Source organism: Halostagnicola alkaliphila (genome assembly GCF_055379965.1).
The window spans coordinates 1,381,434-1,396,754 of sequence record NZ_AP043826.1; the positions used below are offsets into that span (position 1 = coordinate 1,381,434).

Annotated in this window: 14 protein-coding genes; 9 read left to right on the forward strand and 5 right to left on the reverse strand. The window is 62.6% G+C overall.

Going from position 1 to position 15,321, the window contains the following annotated elements:
* Positions 1-42 precede the first annotated feature (42 nt).
* Together ACZ5C7_RS11980 and sppA are read right to left on the reverse strand one after the other, a co-directional pair.
* Complete coding sequence (locus tag ACZ5C7_RS11980; protein WP_464376536.1) at positions 43-1,344, reverse strand: DUF373 family protein; 1,302 nt, start codon at positions 1,342-1,344, stop codon at positions 43-45.
* A 105-nt stretch (positions 1,345-1,449) separates the two neighbouring features.
* Positions 1,450-2,445, reverse strand: a complete 996-nt coding sequence (gene sppA / locus ACZ5C7_RS11985; RefSeq protein WP_464376537.1) for a signal peptide peptidase SppA — start codon at positions 2,443-2,445, stop codon at positions 1,450-1,452.
* A gap of 174 nt (positions 2,446-2,619) precedes the next feature.
* Here sppA and ACZ5C7_RS11990 point away from each other — a divergent pair, with 174 nt between their 5' ends.
* The 3 genes from ACZ5C7_RS11990 to ACZ5C7_RS12000 all read left to right on the forward strand — a co-directional run bounded on the left by ACZ5C7_RS11990 (position 2,620) and on the right by ACZ5C7_RS12000 (position 6,605).
* A complete protein-coding gene (locus ACZ5C7_RS11990) occupies positions 2,620-3,780 on the forward strand; it encodes a DUF7350 domain-containing protein (protein WP_464376538.1) in 1,161 nt (386 codons plus the stop codon).
* Positions 3,781-3,823: 43 nt separating this feature from the next.
* The gene (locus tag ACZ5C7_RS11995; protein ID WP_464376539.1) at positions 3,824-5,899 is read left to right on the forward strand and encodes an AMP-binding protein; all 2,076 of its coding nucleotides are present in this window, start codon (positions 3,824-3,826) and stop codon (positions 5,897-5,899) included.
* 208 nt (positions 5,900-6,107) lie between these two features.
* Positions 6,108-6,605 (forward strand): cupin domain-containing protein, encoded by a 498-nt coding sequence (locus ACZ5C7_RS12000; RefSeq protein ID WP_464376540.1) that lies wholly within the window; start codon positions 6,108-6,110, stop codon positions 6,603-6,605.
* Positions 6,606-6,694: 89 nt separating this feature from the next.
* Here ACZ5C7_RS12000 and ACZ5C7_RS12005 read toward each other — a convergent pair whose 3' ends face one another.
* The 3 genes from ACZ5C7_RS12005 to ACZ5C7_RS12015 form a co-directional block, all read right to left on the reverse strand.
* Positions 6,695-7,183: an SHOCT domain-containing protein gene (locus tag ACZ5C7_RS12005; RefSeq protein ID WP_464376541.1), complete on the reverse strand. Its 489-nt coding sequence runs from the start codon at positions 7,181-7,183 to the stop codon at positions 6,695-6,697.
* A 92-nt stretch (positions 7,184-7,275) separates the two neighbouring features.
* The gene (locus ACZ5C7_RS12010; protein WP_464376542.1) at positions 7,276-7,710 is read right to left on the reverse strand and encodes a type II toxin-antitoxin system VapC family toxin; all 435 of its coding nucleotides are present in this window, start codon (positions 7,708-7,710) and stop codon (positions 7,276-7,278) included.
* The gene (locus tag ACZ5C7_RS12015) at positions 7,711-7,956 is read right to left on the reverse strand and encodes an AbrB/MazE/SpoVT family DNA-binding domain-containing protein (RefSeq protein ID WP_464376543.1); all 246 of its coding nucleotides are present in this window, start codon (positions 7,954-7,956) and stop codon (positions 7,711-7,713) included.
* A 126-nt stretch (positions 7,957-8,082) separates the two neighbouring features.
* On the opposite strand from ACZ5C7_RS12015, the gene gatB reads away from it, so the two are divergent.
* The 6 genes from gatB (at position 8,083) to ACZ5C7_RS12045 (ending at position 15,015) form a co-directional block, all read left to right on the forward strand.
* Positions 8,083-9,567 carry an Asp-tRNA(Asn)/Glu-tRNA(Gln) amidotransferase subunit GatB gene (gene gatB / locus ACZ5C7_RS12020; RefSeq protein ID WP_464376544.1) on the forward strand — a complete coding sequence of 495 codons (1,485 nt, stop codon included), beginning with the start codon at positions 8,083-8,085 and terminating at the stop codon, positions 9,565-9,567.
* Between the two features lie 113 nt (positions 9,568-9,680).
* Entirely contained in the window at positions 9,681-10,661 is a 981-nt protein-coding gene (locus ACZ5C7_RS12025) for an MBL fold metallo-hydrolase (protein WP_464376545.1), read from the forward strand.
* 334 nt (positions 10,662-10,995) lie between these two features.
* Complete coding sequence (locus ACZ5C7_RS12030; protein WP_464376546.1) at positions 10,996-12,045, forward strand: ABC transporter substrate-binding protein; 1,050 nt, start codon at positions 10,996-10,998, stop codon at positions 12,043-12,045.
* Positions 12,046-12,080: 35 nt separating this feature from the next.
* Positions 12,081-13,352: an ABC transporter ATP-binding protein gene (locus ACZ5C7_RS12035; protein ID WP_464376547.1), complete on the forward strand. Its 1,272-nt coding sequence runs from the start codon at positions 12,081-12,083 to the stop codon at positions 13,350-13,352.
* Entirely contained in the window at positions 13,349-14,194 is an 846-nt protein-coding gene (locus ACZ5C7_RS12040) for an ABC transporter permease (RefSeq protein ID WP_464376548.1), read from the forward strand. Before ACZ5C7_RS12035 ends, ACZ5C7_RS12040 begins: the two co-directional genes overlap by 4 nt.
* Positions 14,191-15,015, forward strand: coding sequence for an ABC transporter permease (locus ACZ5C7_RS12045; RefSeq protein ID WP_464376549.1), 825 nt, complete (start codon positions 14,191-14,193; stop codon positions 15,013-15,015). The genes ACZ5C7_RS12040 and ACZ5C7_RS12045 overlap by 4 nt, the downstream gene beginning before the upstream one ends.
* The last annotated feature ends 306 nt before the right edge of the window (positions 15,016-15,321 follow it).

Here is a 15,321-nt window from a genome sequence, read left to right on the forward strand (position 1 = left end):
CGCCGGGAATAAATGGATGCCGAGTGCGCGGCGGCGTGGGCCCTACTGATCCGCGTTCGTGCTCTCGTCCGCTCCGCGGTCGCCGGAGCTCTCGTCGGTTCCCGTCTCCGATCTCGCACCGCCGTCCGTGAGTTCGGACTCGGAACCGGGATCAGTCAGTTCGGCCGCGGTTGCCCCGCCGTCTCGAGCCTGCTCCGAGTCGGTGTCCGGTTCGTCCTCCGGAACCGTTCCGCTGAACGAGGATGCGATTCGGACGCCGATCAGGCTCACGAGGAACCCGGCCACGACGAAGATCGCGAGCCGCTCGCCCGCGGTCATCTGGAAGCTCTCGACCGAGCGCCAGCCGAGATACAGATCGGGGACCGTCAGCGGACCGATCTCGCCCTGCGTCTCGAGGAAGTACGCCGAAAAGCCGCGAACGACGAGCCCGATCGCGATGACGATAAAGGGGAGGTTGAGATAGGACGCTCGCAAGGGCCGATCGCCGATGATTTCGTCGAGCAGTCGGCCCGCGCTCGCGGTGAGCGCCGCAGCCGCTAGCCACGGGACTCCCTCGAACGCGAACACAGCGGCGGGAATGAGAACCTCCCCGCTCTGTGCCTCCTCGAGCCCGGAAATGCCGAGTGCGCCGACGAAGAGGCCGACGAACGTGAGGCCGGCGGCGACGACGTAAGTGACGATCGATACCTGCCCCGTGTACAGCGATTCCCTGATCTGGTGTGCGAATCCGGTCATGAGCTCGTCGATGCTGAACCCCTTGTACAACAGGAAGAGCCCGATGACGGTCGTAATCGCGGCCGCGCCCACCGCGGGTCCGAAGGCGGTCGCCAGCATCGGAAATACGAGTAAGGTGAGCCCGATCGGGACCAGTACCGTCTGGCGAAGTTCCTCGTCCGCGAGGAACTGTTTGAGCAGGTAGTACGTCGACTCGATGTCCCTGGCCTGCCGAACGACGACGCGATCGACCGAGTCGACCCGCACGCGGCTCTCGACGACCGGCACCAGACGCTCGTCTTCGGCGCTGTCGATAACGACGACCGCCGAATCCGCATCGTGCTCTGCGATGAGTTCGTCCAACTGGCGCGCGACGGCTCGATCCGCCGAGACCATCGAATCGCGTTCGCCCGAAACGACCGCAACGACGGTTTCTTCGTTCTCGTCTCGGAGATTCTGGGCGACTCGAAGGGACTCGAGCAAACAGTTCACTCCCGAGTCTTCGGGATCCGCGAGTCCGACGTCAGTCACGAGCGCGCGCACTGCCTCCCAGCCGACGATCGGGGATTGGAGGCCGGTCCGGCGGCCGACCTCGTCGGTCCGGTCGAGACAGATGACCAGCGTAGTCACGGTAGACGTTCGACGCCCTGCCACGATAAAACCACGTACTCTTTCGCTCGTCTGCGAGCGGATTCGGGCTCGAATTTCGTTCCCGTTTGCCGGGAATCGCGCCGATCAGGTTCGCAGTCGGAAGCCCCGGTCCTCGGCGATTCCGGAAATTCCGGCGCCGAAGGCGTAGGCGATCTGCTGGGCGCCGCCGCCGACCTTTCGCATCAGCGGTTGTGGCGGCTCGAACTCCTCTACCGTCACCTCGTCGGTCGCCAATCGGTCGGCCAGTTCGTCCTCGAGATCCCGCCTCGTGCCGAGTTCGTCGACGAGGCCCATCTGGTGGGCGTCCTCGCCGAGGTAGATCCGGGCTTCGGTCTCGCGGACGAGTTCGGCATCTATGTCGCGACCGTCGCTGACCCGTTCGACGAACGTCTCGTAGTAGTCGTCGATCAGCCCTTGTAGGTACTCGCGTTCCTCGTCGTCGATCTCTTTCAGCGGTGTGCCGGCATCCTTGAAATCACCAGCGGCGAATCGTTCGTAGGAGAGTCCGGCCTTTTCGGCGAGACCGGTGGCGTTGACTCGAGAGCCGATGACGCCGATCGAGCCGACGATACTGGCGTCTCGAGCCCACAGTTCGTCGCAGCCGCTCGCGATCCAGTAGCCGCCGCTGGCGCAGAGATCGGTCGTGTACGCGATCGTCGGCCCGTCGAATCGCTCGGCCGCGAGCCTGATGTCGTCGCTGGGGACGACTTCGCCGCCCGGCGTGTTCAGCTTCATCAGCAACGCGTCGACGCTGCCGTCCTCGTCCGCTCGGTCGATCTGATCGACGACGTCGTCCGCCGGGGTCGCGCTCGGACTCGAGGGGAGCGGACCGCCGCCGCCGTCGCGGCTGATCGGCCCGTTCACGGCGACTTCCGCGACGTTGTAACCGGGGAAGATCGAACTCGCGATGTTGCCCGCGATTCGGATCCCGACGACGACGACCGCGAGCGCCAGGAGGATACCGAACAGTTGCGTGAGCGACTCGGGAACGACGACGAACAGCCCGACTGCGGCGATAGCGAACAGCGCCGTGCAAGTGGCGACGATCACCAACCGGCCTAATCCAGTACGACTAACCACCGAAGACACCTCGTTGCATGGGCGTATCTCCGAGAGCCCATCTGTTAAGCGTTCACGTCTCGGGTCGGCTTCTCGAAGCGGAATACGGAGAAATGGGTCCGCCTCGAGACTGCCGCCCGGCGCAGCTGCAGGCCGCCGTGCTATGACTCCCGCTATCGTCTGTCTCAACGAACGATGCGACGGCGACGGTTTCTTGCGGCGTGTGGCTGTGGCGTTCTCGGGACGAGTACGTCCGGATGCCTCGAGTCGCTTCGACGCGAGGACGCCTGGCGGGAGCTGATCGTCGATCCGCCGGAGGGTATCTACGTGCCGCCGAAAATCGACGAAATGACGACGTACGGACTCGAGACCGTGGACGAGTACGCGGTCGCCGTATTCGCGACTCGTCCGCACTCGTTCTGGACCGTAACCGGCGATGAGCAAAGCCGAGCGGACCTCCGGTCGGACCACGCGATTCACCTGATGGCGAGCGTGTGGGACGTGGAATCAGAGCTGGTGCTTCCAACCGATATCGCGGTGTCGATCCGGCGAAACGGCGACCGCCTCGCCGACCGACGGCTCTGGCCGATGCTCTCCCAGCGAATGGGGTTTCACTACGGCGAGAACATTGCACTATCCGAGGACGGGACCTACGTCGCCGAACTGACGATCGAGCCGGTCCGCCTCGAGCGACTGGGCGAGTTCCGCGATCGATTCGAAACCCCGACGACGCTCGAGGTCGAGTTCGAGTACTCGAGTGCTGAAATCGATTCCCTTGAGCGGATGCTGCTCGAGGTCGAGGACGGTCGAGGCGAACCCGGAGCTCTCGAGTTGATGCACGAGTCGCACGACAACGGACACGATAGCGGTGACGATCACGGCGAGAGCGGTCACGGTGACGGGAGCGAGGAATCTGACGAACGACACGCCCACCCGCCGCCGTCGATCGCACCCCATCCGTCGTCGCTCCCCGGCGCGTACGGCGGCCTCGTAGCGGGCGGAGACGCCGATTTCGTCGTTACCGCCGGAACGGACCTGACCGACGGCTCCGAGCCGTACCTCGCCGTCTCGCCCCGAACCGCGTACAACCGCTGTAGCCTCCCCTTCGCCTCGCTCTCGGCGATAGTCACTCGAGACGGGACCGAAATTGCGAGCGAGGAACTGGCCGAAGCGATCGATCCCGACCTCGAGCACCACTACGGAGCCGATCTCGAGATCGAGACGTTCCGAGTCGGCGACGAGGTTTCGATTTCGCTCGAGACGCCGCCCCAACTCGCCCGACACGAGGGCTACGAAACGGCGTTCTTCGATCTCGAAGAACAACGGGTTCGGCTCACGGATCGAAACGCTCGGTGAGGACTTATTGTCCGAGGGTACGATATCGTGCACACGAGTAACAATGTCCGAACACTCCGGCCTCGAGGACGTCGACGAAGTGGTCCATCGGTCCAGCGAGTCGTTCGTCGAGTCGACGAACGTCGCGGCGTTCATGCGCGAGTACGGTATCGCCGACTACGACGAGCTGATCGAACGCACGACGACCGACCTCGAGGGCGTCGAGGAAAGCGGCGTCGACTGGTTCTGGGATGAGCTCGTCGACTACCTCGATATCGACTTCTTCGAACCACCCGAGGCGGTCAGGGACGACGGCGAGGGACCCCAGTTCACCGACTGGTATCCGGGCGGGGAGCTCAACGTGGCCCACAACGTCGTCGACCGACACGCTGCGGTGGACGAAGCGACGCGAAATCGAGTTGCAACCATCTGGGAGGGCGAAGACGGCGAGGTCCGAGAGGTCACCTACCACGAGCTTCACCGGCGAGCGAACCAAGTAGCCAACGCCCTCGAAGCGGAAGGGATCGAAACGGGCGACACCGTCGGGCTCTACATGCCGATGGTCCCGGCGGTCGTCTCGATCCTCTACGGCTGTTTCAAGGTCGGCGCGATCGCCGTGCCGATCTTCTCCGGTTTCGGCGTCGACGCCGTCGCGACCCGACTCGAGGACGCCGACTGTTCGGTGCTGTTCACTGGCGACGGATTTCTCCGGCGCGGCGATCCAGTATACCTCAAATCAACTGCGGACGAGGCGATCGAGCAGGCCGGACGCGTCGAGCGGACGATCGTCTACGACCGCCTCGGCTCGAGCGAGGAACAGAGTACCAACCAGATCCCCTGGTCCGACGATCGCGACGAGTGGTGGGCCGACGCCGTCGAGGACCAGAACGATAGCTACGAGACGAAATCGCTCGAGTCCGGTCAGGAGTCGATGTTGCTGTACTCCTCGGGAACGACGGGAACGCCGAAGGGGATCGTCCACACCCACGCGGGTGTCCAACTGCAGTGTGCGAAGGAACTCCACTTCGGATTCGATCTGCAACCCGCGGATCGGTTTTTCTGGGTGAGCGACATCGGCTGGATGATGGGCCCGTGGACCCTGATCGGCGTTCACACGTTCGGCGGCACCGTCTTCATGTACGAGGGCGCGCCCGACTTTCCGAATCCCGACCGATTCTGGGAGATGATCGACCGACACGAACTCACGCAGTTCGGCATCTCGCCGACGGCGATTCGGGCCCTCCGAAAGCACGGCGAACGTCAGACTACGTCTGACGAGCCATCCGGCTCCGACGGAGCCGGAGAAGACGACTGGCTCGAGGGTCACGACCTCTCCTCGCTTCGAATTCTGGGTTCGACGGGCGAGCCCTGGGATCCCGAATCCTGGCGCTGGTTCTACGAACACGTCGGCGGGAGCGAGTGCCCGATCATCAACATCTCCGGCGGCACCGAGATCTGCGGCTGTTTCCTCATGCCGATGCCGACGGAGCCGCTCAAACCCTGTACGCTCGGCGGGCCCGGCCTCGGAATGGATATCGATATTGTCGATTCGACCGGCGAGTCGGTCAAAGACGACTACGACCGGGGCTTTCTGGTCGCTCGAGACTCCTGTCCGTCGATGACGAAATCGCTCTGGTCGGGCGACGACCGCTATCTCGAGGAGTACTGGTCGACGTTCGCAGAGCCGCCGCTGTGGAATCACGGCGATTGGGCTCAGATGGACGAGGACGGATTCTGGTTCCTCCACGGACGGGCCGACGACGCGCTGAACGTCGCCGGGCGGAAAGTCGGCCCCGCCGAAGTCGAAGGCGCGCTCATCGACCACGAGGCGGTTAACCAGGCCGCCGCGGTCGGCGTTCCCGACGAGACGACCGGCACTGCCGTCGTCGCCTACGCCATCCTCGAAGACGGCCTCGAGGAGGGCGACGAGCTGCGGGAGGACCTCCGCGCGCAGGTCGGCGAGGAACTCGGGAAGCCGTTCAGGCCGCGCGAGATCCTCTTCGTCGACGAGTTCCCCAAAACCCAGTCGGGGAAGATTATTCGCCGGGCTATCGAGGCGACCTATACGGGCGAGGAACTTGGCGACATGGACAGCATCGAAAATCCGGCGGCGCTCGAGGAACTCGAGCAGGCGAGATAAGGGCTCGGCCGGATGCTCCTCGAAGCGCGCAGGTTGCTCGCCGGAGTCGGCCCAGTTTCTCGTCCTGTCGGTTGATCGGTTCCTCCAGTTACCGTGAAAAACCGTTATGGTCTGAGCGAGCGTAGTCGTACGTGATTCAGGCCGCCCGTTTCCGTCGGCATTTTCACGACTGCGCGCGACGGTCCGCAATCGATACGGTGAGCAAAATATGGCAACAACATCGAAAGGACACCCCGAACCGGATCGAGCGGTCGACCTCTCTCAGTTCGAGGGAATGGACGTCTATCAGGAGGGCGACGAACGCGCTCGAGTGCGCGGCTACTTCCCGTTGACGCCCGGCATGCCGAACGCGAGCGGACGCGCCGAGGAGATGATGATCGTCAGCATCGAGATCGAACCCGGCAACCACCTCCCGTCCCATCGTGATAGCAACGAGGAGCTTCTCGTGGTAACGGCCGGGAAAATCGAGGCGACGATCGGCGACGAAACGATCGATATCGAGGCCGGCCAGTGTGCAGTCATCCCCGAAATGGAACCGCACGGCTTCGCCAACGGCGGCGACGAAACCGCGTCCGTCATCGGATTCTTCCCGAACACCGAACTCACTGCGACGTTCGAGGAACCCCTCGAGCCGTTCGGAACGGCGGAAGTGACCATCGGTCCCATGCCAGCGGAAGGCGAGGGCGAGACTGAGGACGAACGCTAGAACGGGGATGAACGAGAGAGGATCGGTATTTCTCTCGAGCCGTTCGAAGGTTCCTGATACCGAGCACAGCAGCCGTCGTCTCGCGACAGTTAGCCCCGATCGTCGAGGAGAACGTCGTCCGGTGCCGGATCGCCGTTCGGTTCCGGATTACCGGCCGAGTATCGATCCCGTCCGGGTTCCACGGGGGCGTCCCGACCGGTTCGGCGCGGGCCGTCCCCGCCCTGTTCTTCGAGGAGTGCGTCGAGACGCGCCTCGAACGTTTCCTCGTCGATCTCCCCGTTCGCGTATCGCTGCTGGAGCGTCTCGATCGGGTCCGGCTCCTCGGTCGACTCGTCGTCTTCGTCGTCACTCGAGAGCACCAGGAAGGCGACGACGGCGGGAACGAGCAGGACCGCCAGTCCGAGTACTGCGGCGAAGACGCCGAGGACCAGACTACCGAGCTCGACGCCGATGGCGATACCCGCAAAGACGACGCCGAGGACCATCGAGAGCGCCGTCATCGCCACGAGCGCCCCGAGGAGCACGCTCAGGACGGTCGCCCACGTCGGCAGGTCGCGAAACCAGGCGGGGAGTTCCATAGGAACCGTACGGTATCGCCCCTCATGTTTGTTGTGTGTCACCATTTGCTCCCTCTCGAGCGATTGGCCGTCACTATAATGGTAGCAGTACACTATCGAGGCTCGTACGGATTCGTCGTCGTCTCGAAACGAGCGATTTCGTCGATTCGATCGAAGTCGTCGTCGAACGCGTACAGGTAATTTAGCCCGTTCGATCGCATATACGATGCGATACAGGCGTCGACGAACGAAAACGATTCGTACCGGCGAAAAAGCGATTTTGCGGTCGCCCGTTCGTCTGCGGTCACCGAGACGAGGTGGAATCGAGCGTTCTCCTCGAGTCGGTCGAGAAAATCGACGGCGGCGTCGTGTCCCGCGTGGGTCGTAAGCCCGTTGAGCGTCTCTGCGAGGACGTAATCCAGAACGATGGCTTCGGGAAGCGTTTGGTCATCGACACCGCGAAGAATCGGGAACGCCTCCTCGTGGGCGGCGTCTCGGCGGTACACGGCGGCGAAAAGGACGGACGTATCCACGACCGCTCGAGGCATTTACTCGAGTCCCCAGGCGTCGTGATCGTCCGTTGCATCGGTTTCGGCGTCACCGGCGTATCCGTCGAAATCGGCGAACGATCCGCCGCGACGGTGGACGACTTCGATTTCTACCGATCCGTCGTCGGCGACGCTCCACCGGAGCCGATCACCGTCCTCGATATCGAGCTCTCGACGAACTCGAGCGGGAATGTTAGCCTGATTTCCGGACACCTTACTTTCGGCATCAACTCTATCAGTGCTCATATCCGCATATAGTATCTTCGTATACAAGAGTAGTGTGGTGGCACACTATCTGCCCGTCAACTCTCTCGAGCGAGCGTCGTCCAGATCCCGTTACGCTTTACCCCCGTCGGGTCGAATCGGCATTCAATGACTGCCCAGACCGTCCAGCAGGGCGACCTCGTCACCGTCATCGGCCTCGAGGTCCACGTCCAGCTGGAAACCGACACGAAGATCTTCTGTCGCTGTTCGACCGAGCCGGCCGACGATCCCAACGAGAACGTCTGCCCGGTCTGTCTCGGCCTTCCCGGCGCGTTGCCGGTGCTCAACGAGGGAGCCGTCGAAGCGGCCGTCAAAATCGGCAAGGCCATCGACGCCGAGATCCCCGAGGAGACGCGCTTTCACCGGAAGAACTACTACTACCCCGACCTGCCGAAGAACTTCCAGATCACCCAGTACGACGAGCCGATCTGTCAGGAGGGCGAACTCGAGATTTCCGTCGAGGGCGAACGGCGCGACGTCCGCATCGAGCGAGCACATCTCGAGGAAGATCCCGGGAGCCTCCAGCACGTCGGCGGGAGCATCGACACCGCGGAGTACACGCTGGTCGACTACAACCGAGCCGGAACGCCGCTGATGGAGATCGTCACGGCACCCGACTTCCGGAGCGCCTCGGAGGTGCGGGCCTTCCTCGCGGAACTCGAAGAGGTACTCGAGTACCTCGGCGTCCTCGACGCCGGCCGGGACGGCAGCCTACGCATCGACGCCAACCTCTCCATCATCGAGAGCGAGGAAGCCGACGAAAACGGCGAAATCGGTGTCGACGCGCTCGAGGCCGCCAACCGAACGGAGGTCAAGAACATCTCGAGCCACAAGGGTGCCGAAAAGGCGCTGGCCTACGAGGAGACCCGACAGAAGAACGCCATCCAGCGCGGTCGCGTCGTCGAACAGGAGACGCGCCACTGGGACGAGAGCCGCGGAATTACGGTCTCGATGCGTTCGAAGGAGGAGGAAAAGGACTACCGATACTTCGAGGAAGCCGATCTGCCGCCGCTTCGGGTCTCTCACTGGAAGGACGAAATCTCGATCCCCGAACTGCCGACCGCTCGACGGGAACGGTTCCAGTCCGAATACGGGCTGAGCGAAGAGGCGGCCTCGAAGCTTACCTCGACCAAACAGGTCGCGGACTTCTACGAAACCGTCGCCGGCGAGTTCGATCCCGACCTCGCGGCGACGTGGGTCGCGGACAACCTGCTCGGCGAACTCAACTACCGCGACATGGAGATCACGGACATCGAGGACCGACTCGAGGAGGTCACCCGACTCGTCGAACTCGTCGCCGAAAACGAGATCACGGCGAAAAACGCCCGCGAGACGGTGCTTCGGGACATGCTCGACGACGGACAGGATCCAGATTCGGTCGTCGAAGAGGCCGGGCTCGGTAAGACCGACGACGACGAGGTCCAATCGGCCGTCGTCGAGGCCATCGAGGAGAACCCCGACGCCGTCGAGGACTACGAGAGCGGCGACGACGGCGCGATCAACTTCCTGGTCGGACAGGTCATGCAAAAGACCGGCGGCAGCGCCGACCCCGGCGACGTCAACCAGTTGTTGCAAGCCGAACTCGGGGAATAGACGAGACAGGACCGTCGACGATCTCCGTTTTTGACGACTTCTCGCTTCTAACTCGCGGAACCGCAGTTCCGCAATCGGGTCGGTTATTAGCCGGGACTGTGTGTCTATGGACCATGGACCGAATCACGCTGGGGAACGACGAGTTCGAAGGCCAGAACAACGCCTACGTGTTACACGACGGTGACGAACTCGCGCTCGTGGATACCGGTATCGCGACGGTGGGTGTCAGAGAGGATCTTCGCGAGGGACTCGCCGAATACGGCTACGAATTCGCCGATATCGACGACATCGTACTCACGCACTTTCACACCGATCACGCCGGACTCGCAGGCGAAATTCAGGCCGAGAGCGACGCAACCGTCTACGTTCACGAAGCCGACGCGCCGATCGTCGAGGGCGACGAGGAGGCGACCGCGGCGCTGGACGAGCGCCGACGGGAGTACCTCGAGACGTGGGGTGTTCCCGAGTCGAAACGGGAGGATCTGCTGAGCGTTGTCAACGCGGTAACGGGATTGAACGAAACCTATCCGAACGTCACGCCAATCGAGGACGGCGACGTCCTCGAGGTCGGCGGCGTGACCCTCGAGACGGTTCACGCGCCCGGGCACGCGATGGGACTGTGTTGCTACGAGCTCCCAGAGCGGAACGAAGCGTTCGTCGGCGACGTTATTCTGCCGGTTTACACTCCCAACGTCGGCGGGGCGGACGTTCGCGTCGAGCGCCCGCTCGCGACGTACCTCGAGACGCTGGAGGCGATCGTCGACCGGGACTACGATCGCGTCTGGCCGGGCCACCGGGATCCGATCGAGGAGCCGACGGACCGGGCGCTGACGATCGTCGACCACCACCGCGAGCGAACTGAGCGGGTCGTCGACGTTCTCTCCGAGCACGGCCCCGCCGACGCCTGGACCGTCAGCGCGGAACTCTTCGGCGAACTCGAGGGCATCCACATCGTCCACGGCCCCGGTGAAGCCTTTGCACACCTCGACCACCTCGTTCACGAGGGTGTCGCCGAGGTCGACGACGGCGAGTATCGACTCGCCGAAAGCGATATCGATCTCGAATCGGTCGTCCCGGCGGCGGAATCGACGTAACGACGGCAGAACCGACGTAATCGATTTCCGTCATCTTCTTGCAGGGGATTTCGAATTTCAGTTTCGGATCCACGTCACCGACCGGTAGTCGCCTGATGTCGGTGTTTCGACGACAGACAGTCGCGCGTCTCGCCGATAGTTATTCGTTTTCATCCCACAATCGTTGCGTGTTATCTAACCTCATGTTTAATAGGGTTGGTTTGAATGGGTTAGATGATCGCTGGTAAGCGATTGGGCTAAAATGAAAAACGAAGTTAACTCAATAGGGGAGAAAAAGAACGTCGATAATATATCCGGCCGCAATGAAAATTTTGGAAGGAGGGGGAATGTGGGTGTGGACCGGCGAACGTTCGTCGGAGCCGTCGGCTCGAGCGTCGCGCTCACCGCGATTGCGGGCTGTCTCGGTAGCGGCGACACGATCACGTACCTCAACCGGGGCGGAATTATTCAGGAAGCCGAACGAGAGGTGCTCACGGAGTGGGAAGACGAAAACGACATCGAGATCGAACATACGGAGGCGGCCGAGGATACCGAAATGTTCGAACTCCTCGATCAGGACCCCGGCCAGTACGACATGGTGACCCTCTCGCCGTACGGGTTCGGACTGAACGAGATCAACCACGACGGCGAGATGCTGGCCGAGATCGATCTGGATCAGGTGCCCAACTACACGGAAAACGTCATGGAAGAGTGGCGAACCGCGCCGTTTCTCGAGGGGCACGAGCAGGGATTGTTCTACCACGTGTCGGCACAGGGATTGGGGTACAATACGGAGGAAGTCGATGAGATCACGTCGTGGGAGGACGTCAAAAACCCCGATCTGGAAGATCGCGTGACGCTTTTCGATAGTGCGCCGACACGCTTTGGGAACGCCTGTGCGGCGCTCGGCTATCTCCCGGAGGAGGCCGTCGAAGACGACGACATGTACGCCGAGGTCGAACAGGAAATGCGCGAGCAGGACGAGAACGTCTACAACCACTGGCAGGCCGCCGACCAGTTCATGCAGGACATGCGCGAAGAGCAGGCGTTCGTCTCCTCCGCGTGGGGCGGCCGGGTCGAATCGCTGTATCACGACGACCACCCCGTGGACTACGTGATTCCCGAGGAGGGGTGTATCACCTGGTCGGTCGCGTTCTCGATCATCGACGAGAGCGACATGAAAGACGAAGTTCACGACCTCCTGAACTGGCTCTATCAGGAGGACGTCGCGACCGAGATGACCGAACACCACTACTATCCGATCCCGCTCGAGGGCGACCACGACGTGATGAACGACCGCTTCGAGTCCCTGGAGACCGATGACATCGTCTGGTTCGACTGGGAAGCGGTGATTCCACACCTCGCGGATATCGAACAGACGTTCAACGAAATCAAGGCGGAGTGAAACACGATCGACCAAACCGTGCCATATAAACACACATGCTAGAAGTCACCGGACTCACGAAGTCGTACGGTTCGCTGGTCGCCGTCGACGAACTCTCCGTTCGAATCGAACGGGGCGAGTTCGTCACACTCCTCGGGCCGAGCGGCTGTGGAAAGAGTACGACCCTCCACGCGATCGCCGGGCTCGTCGAGCCGACCGCGGGGACGGTTTCGCTCCGCGGTGAGGACGTCACCGACGCGTCGCCGAACGATCGAAATATCGGCTTCGTCTTCCAGCACTCGGCGCTGTTTCCGCACATGACCGCGGCCGAAAACATCGAGTACGGCCTCACGATGCAGGGGTTCGACGCCGTCGACCACGACGAACAGGTCGATCGGTTCCTCGAACTCGTCCAGCTTTCGGACCACCACGACCACAGCCCGAGCGAACTCAGCGGCGGCCAACAGCGGCGACTCTCCCTGGCTCGAGCGCTCGCCTACGAGCCCGACATCCTCCTGCTGGACGAGCCGTTGACCGGGCTCGATCGGGTGTTGCGCGAAGAGATGCGAAACGAGATCAGGACGATCCAGCAGGAAGTCGGCGTCACGACGCTGAACGTCACCCACGACCAGGCCGAAGCGCTCTCGATGTCCGATCGCGTCGTCGTCATGAACGAGGGGAAACGAGAGCAGGTCGGCTCCCCGAAGGAGCTGTATCGAAACCCGGCGAGCGAGTTCGTCGCCGAGTTCGTCGGGCAGTCGACGCGGTTCTGCGGACGGCTTCCGACCGACCGCTCGAGGCGGGTGGCGACCGACGGCTCCGCCAGTGCGGACGAAGCGACTGGGGATGCGACGTCCTTGGCGGTCGACGACTCCGAGGAGAGCGAACCGGGAGCGGAATCCCGGACGCTGTCGGTCGTCACCGACTGCGCCGACGAACGCGGTGCTATCGAGGTCGAGATCGATCGGAGTCGATTGGACGGCCTCGAGCTCGGCGACCGCGAGGAGCTTTCGCTGTACGTCCGTCCCGAATCGATCGACGTCGAACCGCTTGAGGTCGAACCGCTCGAGGATTCGAATACCGCTCGAGTCCTCGAGGATTCCGATTCCGCTCGAGACCCCGAGAGCTCCGATCCCGCTCCAGTCGACGGCTCGAACGCGTTCACCGCGACGGTTCGAACCGTCGAGTACCTCGGGCATCGAAACGAGGTCGAGGCGTCGCTCGCGGACGGAAAACCGGTCACGGCGTACGCCGATTCGACTCACGACGTTCGACCGGACGACGCCGTCAGGCTCCGGTTCGATCCGACGGACGTGATCGTCGTATGAGGGTCGTCCGCCTGCCGTCGTGGGGCGTGACCGCGCGCATCCGCACCGCTATTTCGGCTCGAGCCCTCGTGGGGCTCGGCCTCCTGTGGCTGACCGTCTTTTTCGTCCTCCCGGTCGGGTTCTTGTTGATCGAGAGCCTCAACTTCGGCGACGGAAACCTGTTCGAACACTACGAACGCGCGCTCAGTACGGTGTATCTGTACGGTCTGGGCCGGACGCTCGCGTACGCGTTCGTTACCACGATTATCTGTCTCGTGCTGGGGTATGCGATCGCTTACTACATCGCGTTCAGATCGAACCGGCCGATTCTGTTGCTCTCGTTGGTGCTCTTACCGCTGTGGATCGCGATTATCATCCGCTACTTCGGCGTCAACCTCTTTTTCCTTCCGACGGGGCCGGTTCAGGAAATCTTCGGGACCGATTTCGGCGTCCTCTATTCGACTCCAGGGGTCATCATCGGACTGGTCAGCGCGTTGCTCCCGTTCGCGATCTTACCGATGTACAACTCGCTTCGGTCGATCGACGACGAACTGCTCGACGCCTCGCACATCCTCGGTGCGTCACCGTTCGAGACGTTCCTGACGATCGTGCTTCCGTTGAGCCTGTCCGGAATCGTGGCCGCGACGCTGTTCGTCTTTATTCTCGCCGCAGGATCGTTCCTCGCACCGGACATTCTCGGCGGGCCGGGCGACGCGATGATGGCCAACTACATCGAGGACGCGACGACCTACAGCATCGAGCTCTCGGCGGCCTTCTCGGTCATCTTCACCGCCGCCCTCCTCCTCCTCGTCGGGCTGTTCAATCACGTCGCGAACATCTCGGAGGTGCTCGGCGAACTATGAGCACCGTCGACACCGACGCCGAGCGGTCGACCCGACGATTCGACGAGACCGTCTGGAGACTCCTCTCGAGAGTCAGTACCTGGTTTTGTCTCCTGTTCATTTACGCGCTCCTGCTCGTTCCGGTCGGCATCGTCGTGCTCACCTCCGTTGCGGACAGTCCCGCGCCGACGCTCCCGACGGACGGGGTCACCCTCGAGTGGTACGTCTCGCTCGCCCAGAACCAGCGCATCTTCGACGCGGTGGTCAACAGCACGATTATCGCGACGGTCGCGTCGGCTCTGGCGGGGGCGATCGGAACGGCCACGGCCTTTGGCTTCGTCAGGAGCGACATCTCGAGAAAGGAGACGCTAGCGACGATCATGCTGTTACCGATCATGATCTCGCCGGTGATCGCCGGGCTCGCACTGCTCCGGTTCGGAGCGAGTATCGGGATTCCCGCGGGCTACCCGCGGATCATCCTCGCGCACACGATCCTCACGTTCCCGTTCGTCTTCCTGATCGTTCGAGCGCGATTGTTGACCTTCGACGACCGACTCGAGGACGCCTCGATGACCCTCGGCGCGACGCGTCTCGAGACAGTAGTGAACGTCACGCTTCCCATCCTCGCGCCTGCGATCACGGCAGGGACGCTGCTCGCGTTCGCCATCTCCTTCGGCGAGTTCACCGCGACGCAGTTTCTGGTCGCACCGGGGACGACGACCGTTCCGGTGATCATCTACAACGAGATTCAAACGGGGCTCACGCCGGAAATCAGCGCGCTCGCGTCGGTGCTGGTCTTCTTGATGATTCTCGTCGGCGTTCTCGGCGACCGGATCAACTGAGAGTGGTGAGCCGTTCGATCGTGTTTCAGAATTTTGCTATCGTCGGTTCTCGGTCGGTAGCTGACGAATGCGGATTCTCGAGTTCCCCTGCTCGAATCTACCTGCCGAGTAGCCGCCATCGGTCGCCGCCGAGAGATACCCTCGCCTTCCCACGCCGCCGTTCATCCAGCACCCGCGGTACGGCTCGCACCCGTCCTCCAGTACATACCCATTCGTTTCCTGTCGCCTGTTTCAATATTCCGGCCAAACGTGGTGGAAGTAACCTTCTACTACGGTATTAGGTCACGAAGAACGAGCGTTCGAGTT

Bases quoted from the DNA above. Each gene is read 5' to 3' on its own strand.
- ACZ5C7_RS11990 (WP_464376538.1), top strand. From the start codon at position 2,620: ATGCGACGGCGACGGTTTCTTGCGGCGTGTGGCTGTGGCGTTCTCGGG.
- ACZ5C7_RS12015 (WP_464376543.1), bottom strand. From the start codon at position 7,956: ATGAGCACTGATAGAGTTGATGCCGAAAGTAAGGTGTCCGGAAATCAG.
- ACZ5C7_RS12045 (WP_464376549.1), top strand. From the start codon at position 14,191: ATGAGCACCGTCGACACCGACGCCGAGCGGTCGACCCGACGATTCGAC.
- ACZ5C7_RS12025 (WP_464376545.1), top strand. From the start codon at position 9,681: ATGGACCGAATCACGCTGGGGAACGACGAGTTCGAAGGCCAGAACAAC.
- ACZ5C7_RS12005 (WP_464376541.1), bottom strand. From the start codon at position 7,183: ATGGAACTCCCCGCCTGGTTTCGCGACCTGCCGACGTGGGCGACCGTC.
- gatB (WP_464376544.1), top strand. From the start codon at position 8,083: ATGACTGCCCAGACCGTCCAGCAGGGCGACCTCGTCACCGTCATCGGC.
- ACZ5C7_RS11995 (WP_464376539.1), top strand. From the start codon at position 3,824: ATGTCCGAACACTCCGGCCTCGAGGACGTCGACGAAGTGGTCCATCGG.
- ACZ5C7_RS12035 (WP_464376547.1), top strand. From the start codon at position 12,081: ATGCTAGAAGTCACCGGACTCACGAAGTCGTACGGTTCGCTGGTCGCC.
- ACZ5C7_RS12010 (WP_464376542.1), bottom strand. From the start codon at position 7,710: ATGCCTCGAGCGGTCGTGGATACGTCCGTCCTTTTCGCCGCCGTGTAC.
- ACZ5C7_RS12040 (WP_464376548.1), top strand. From the start codon at position 13,349: ATGAGGGTCGTCCGCCTGCCGTCGTGGGGCGTGACCGCGCGCATCCGC.
- ACZ5C7_RS12000 (WP_464376540.1), top strand. From the start codon at position 6,108: ATGGCAACAACATCGAAAGGACACCCCGAACCGGATCGAGCGGTCGAC.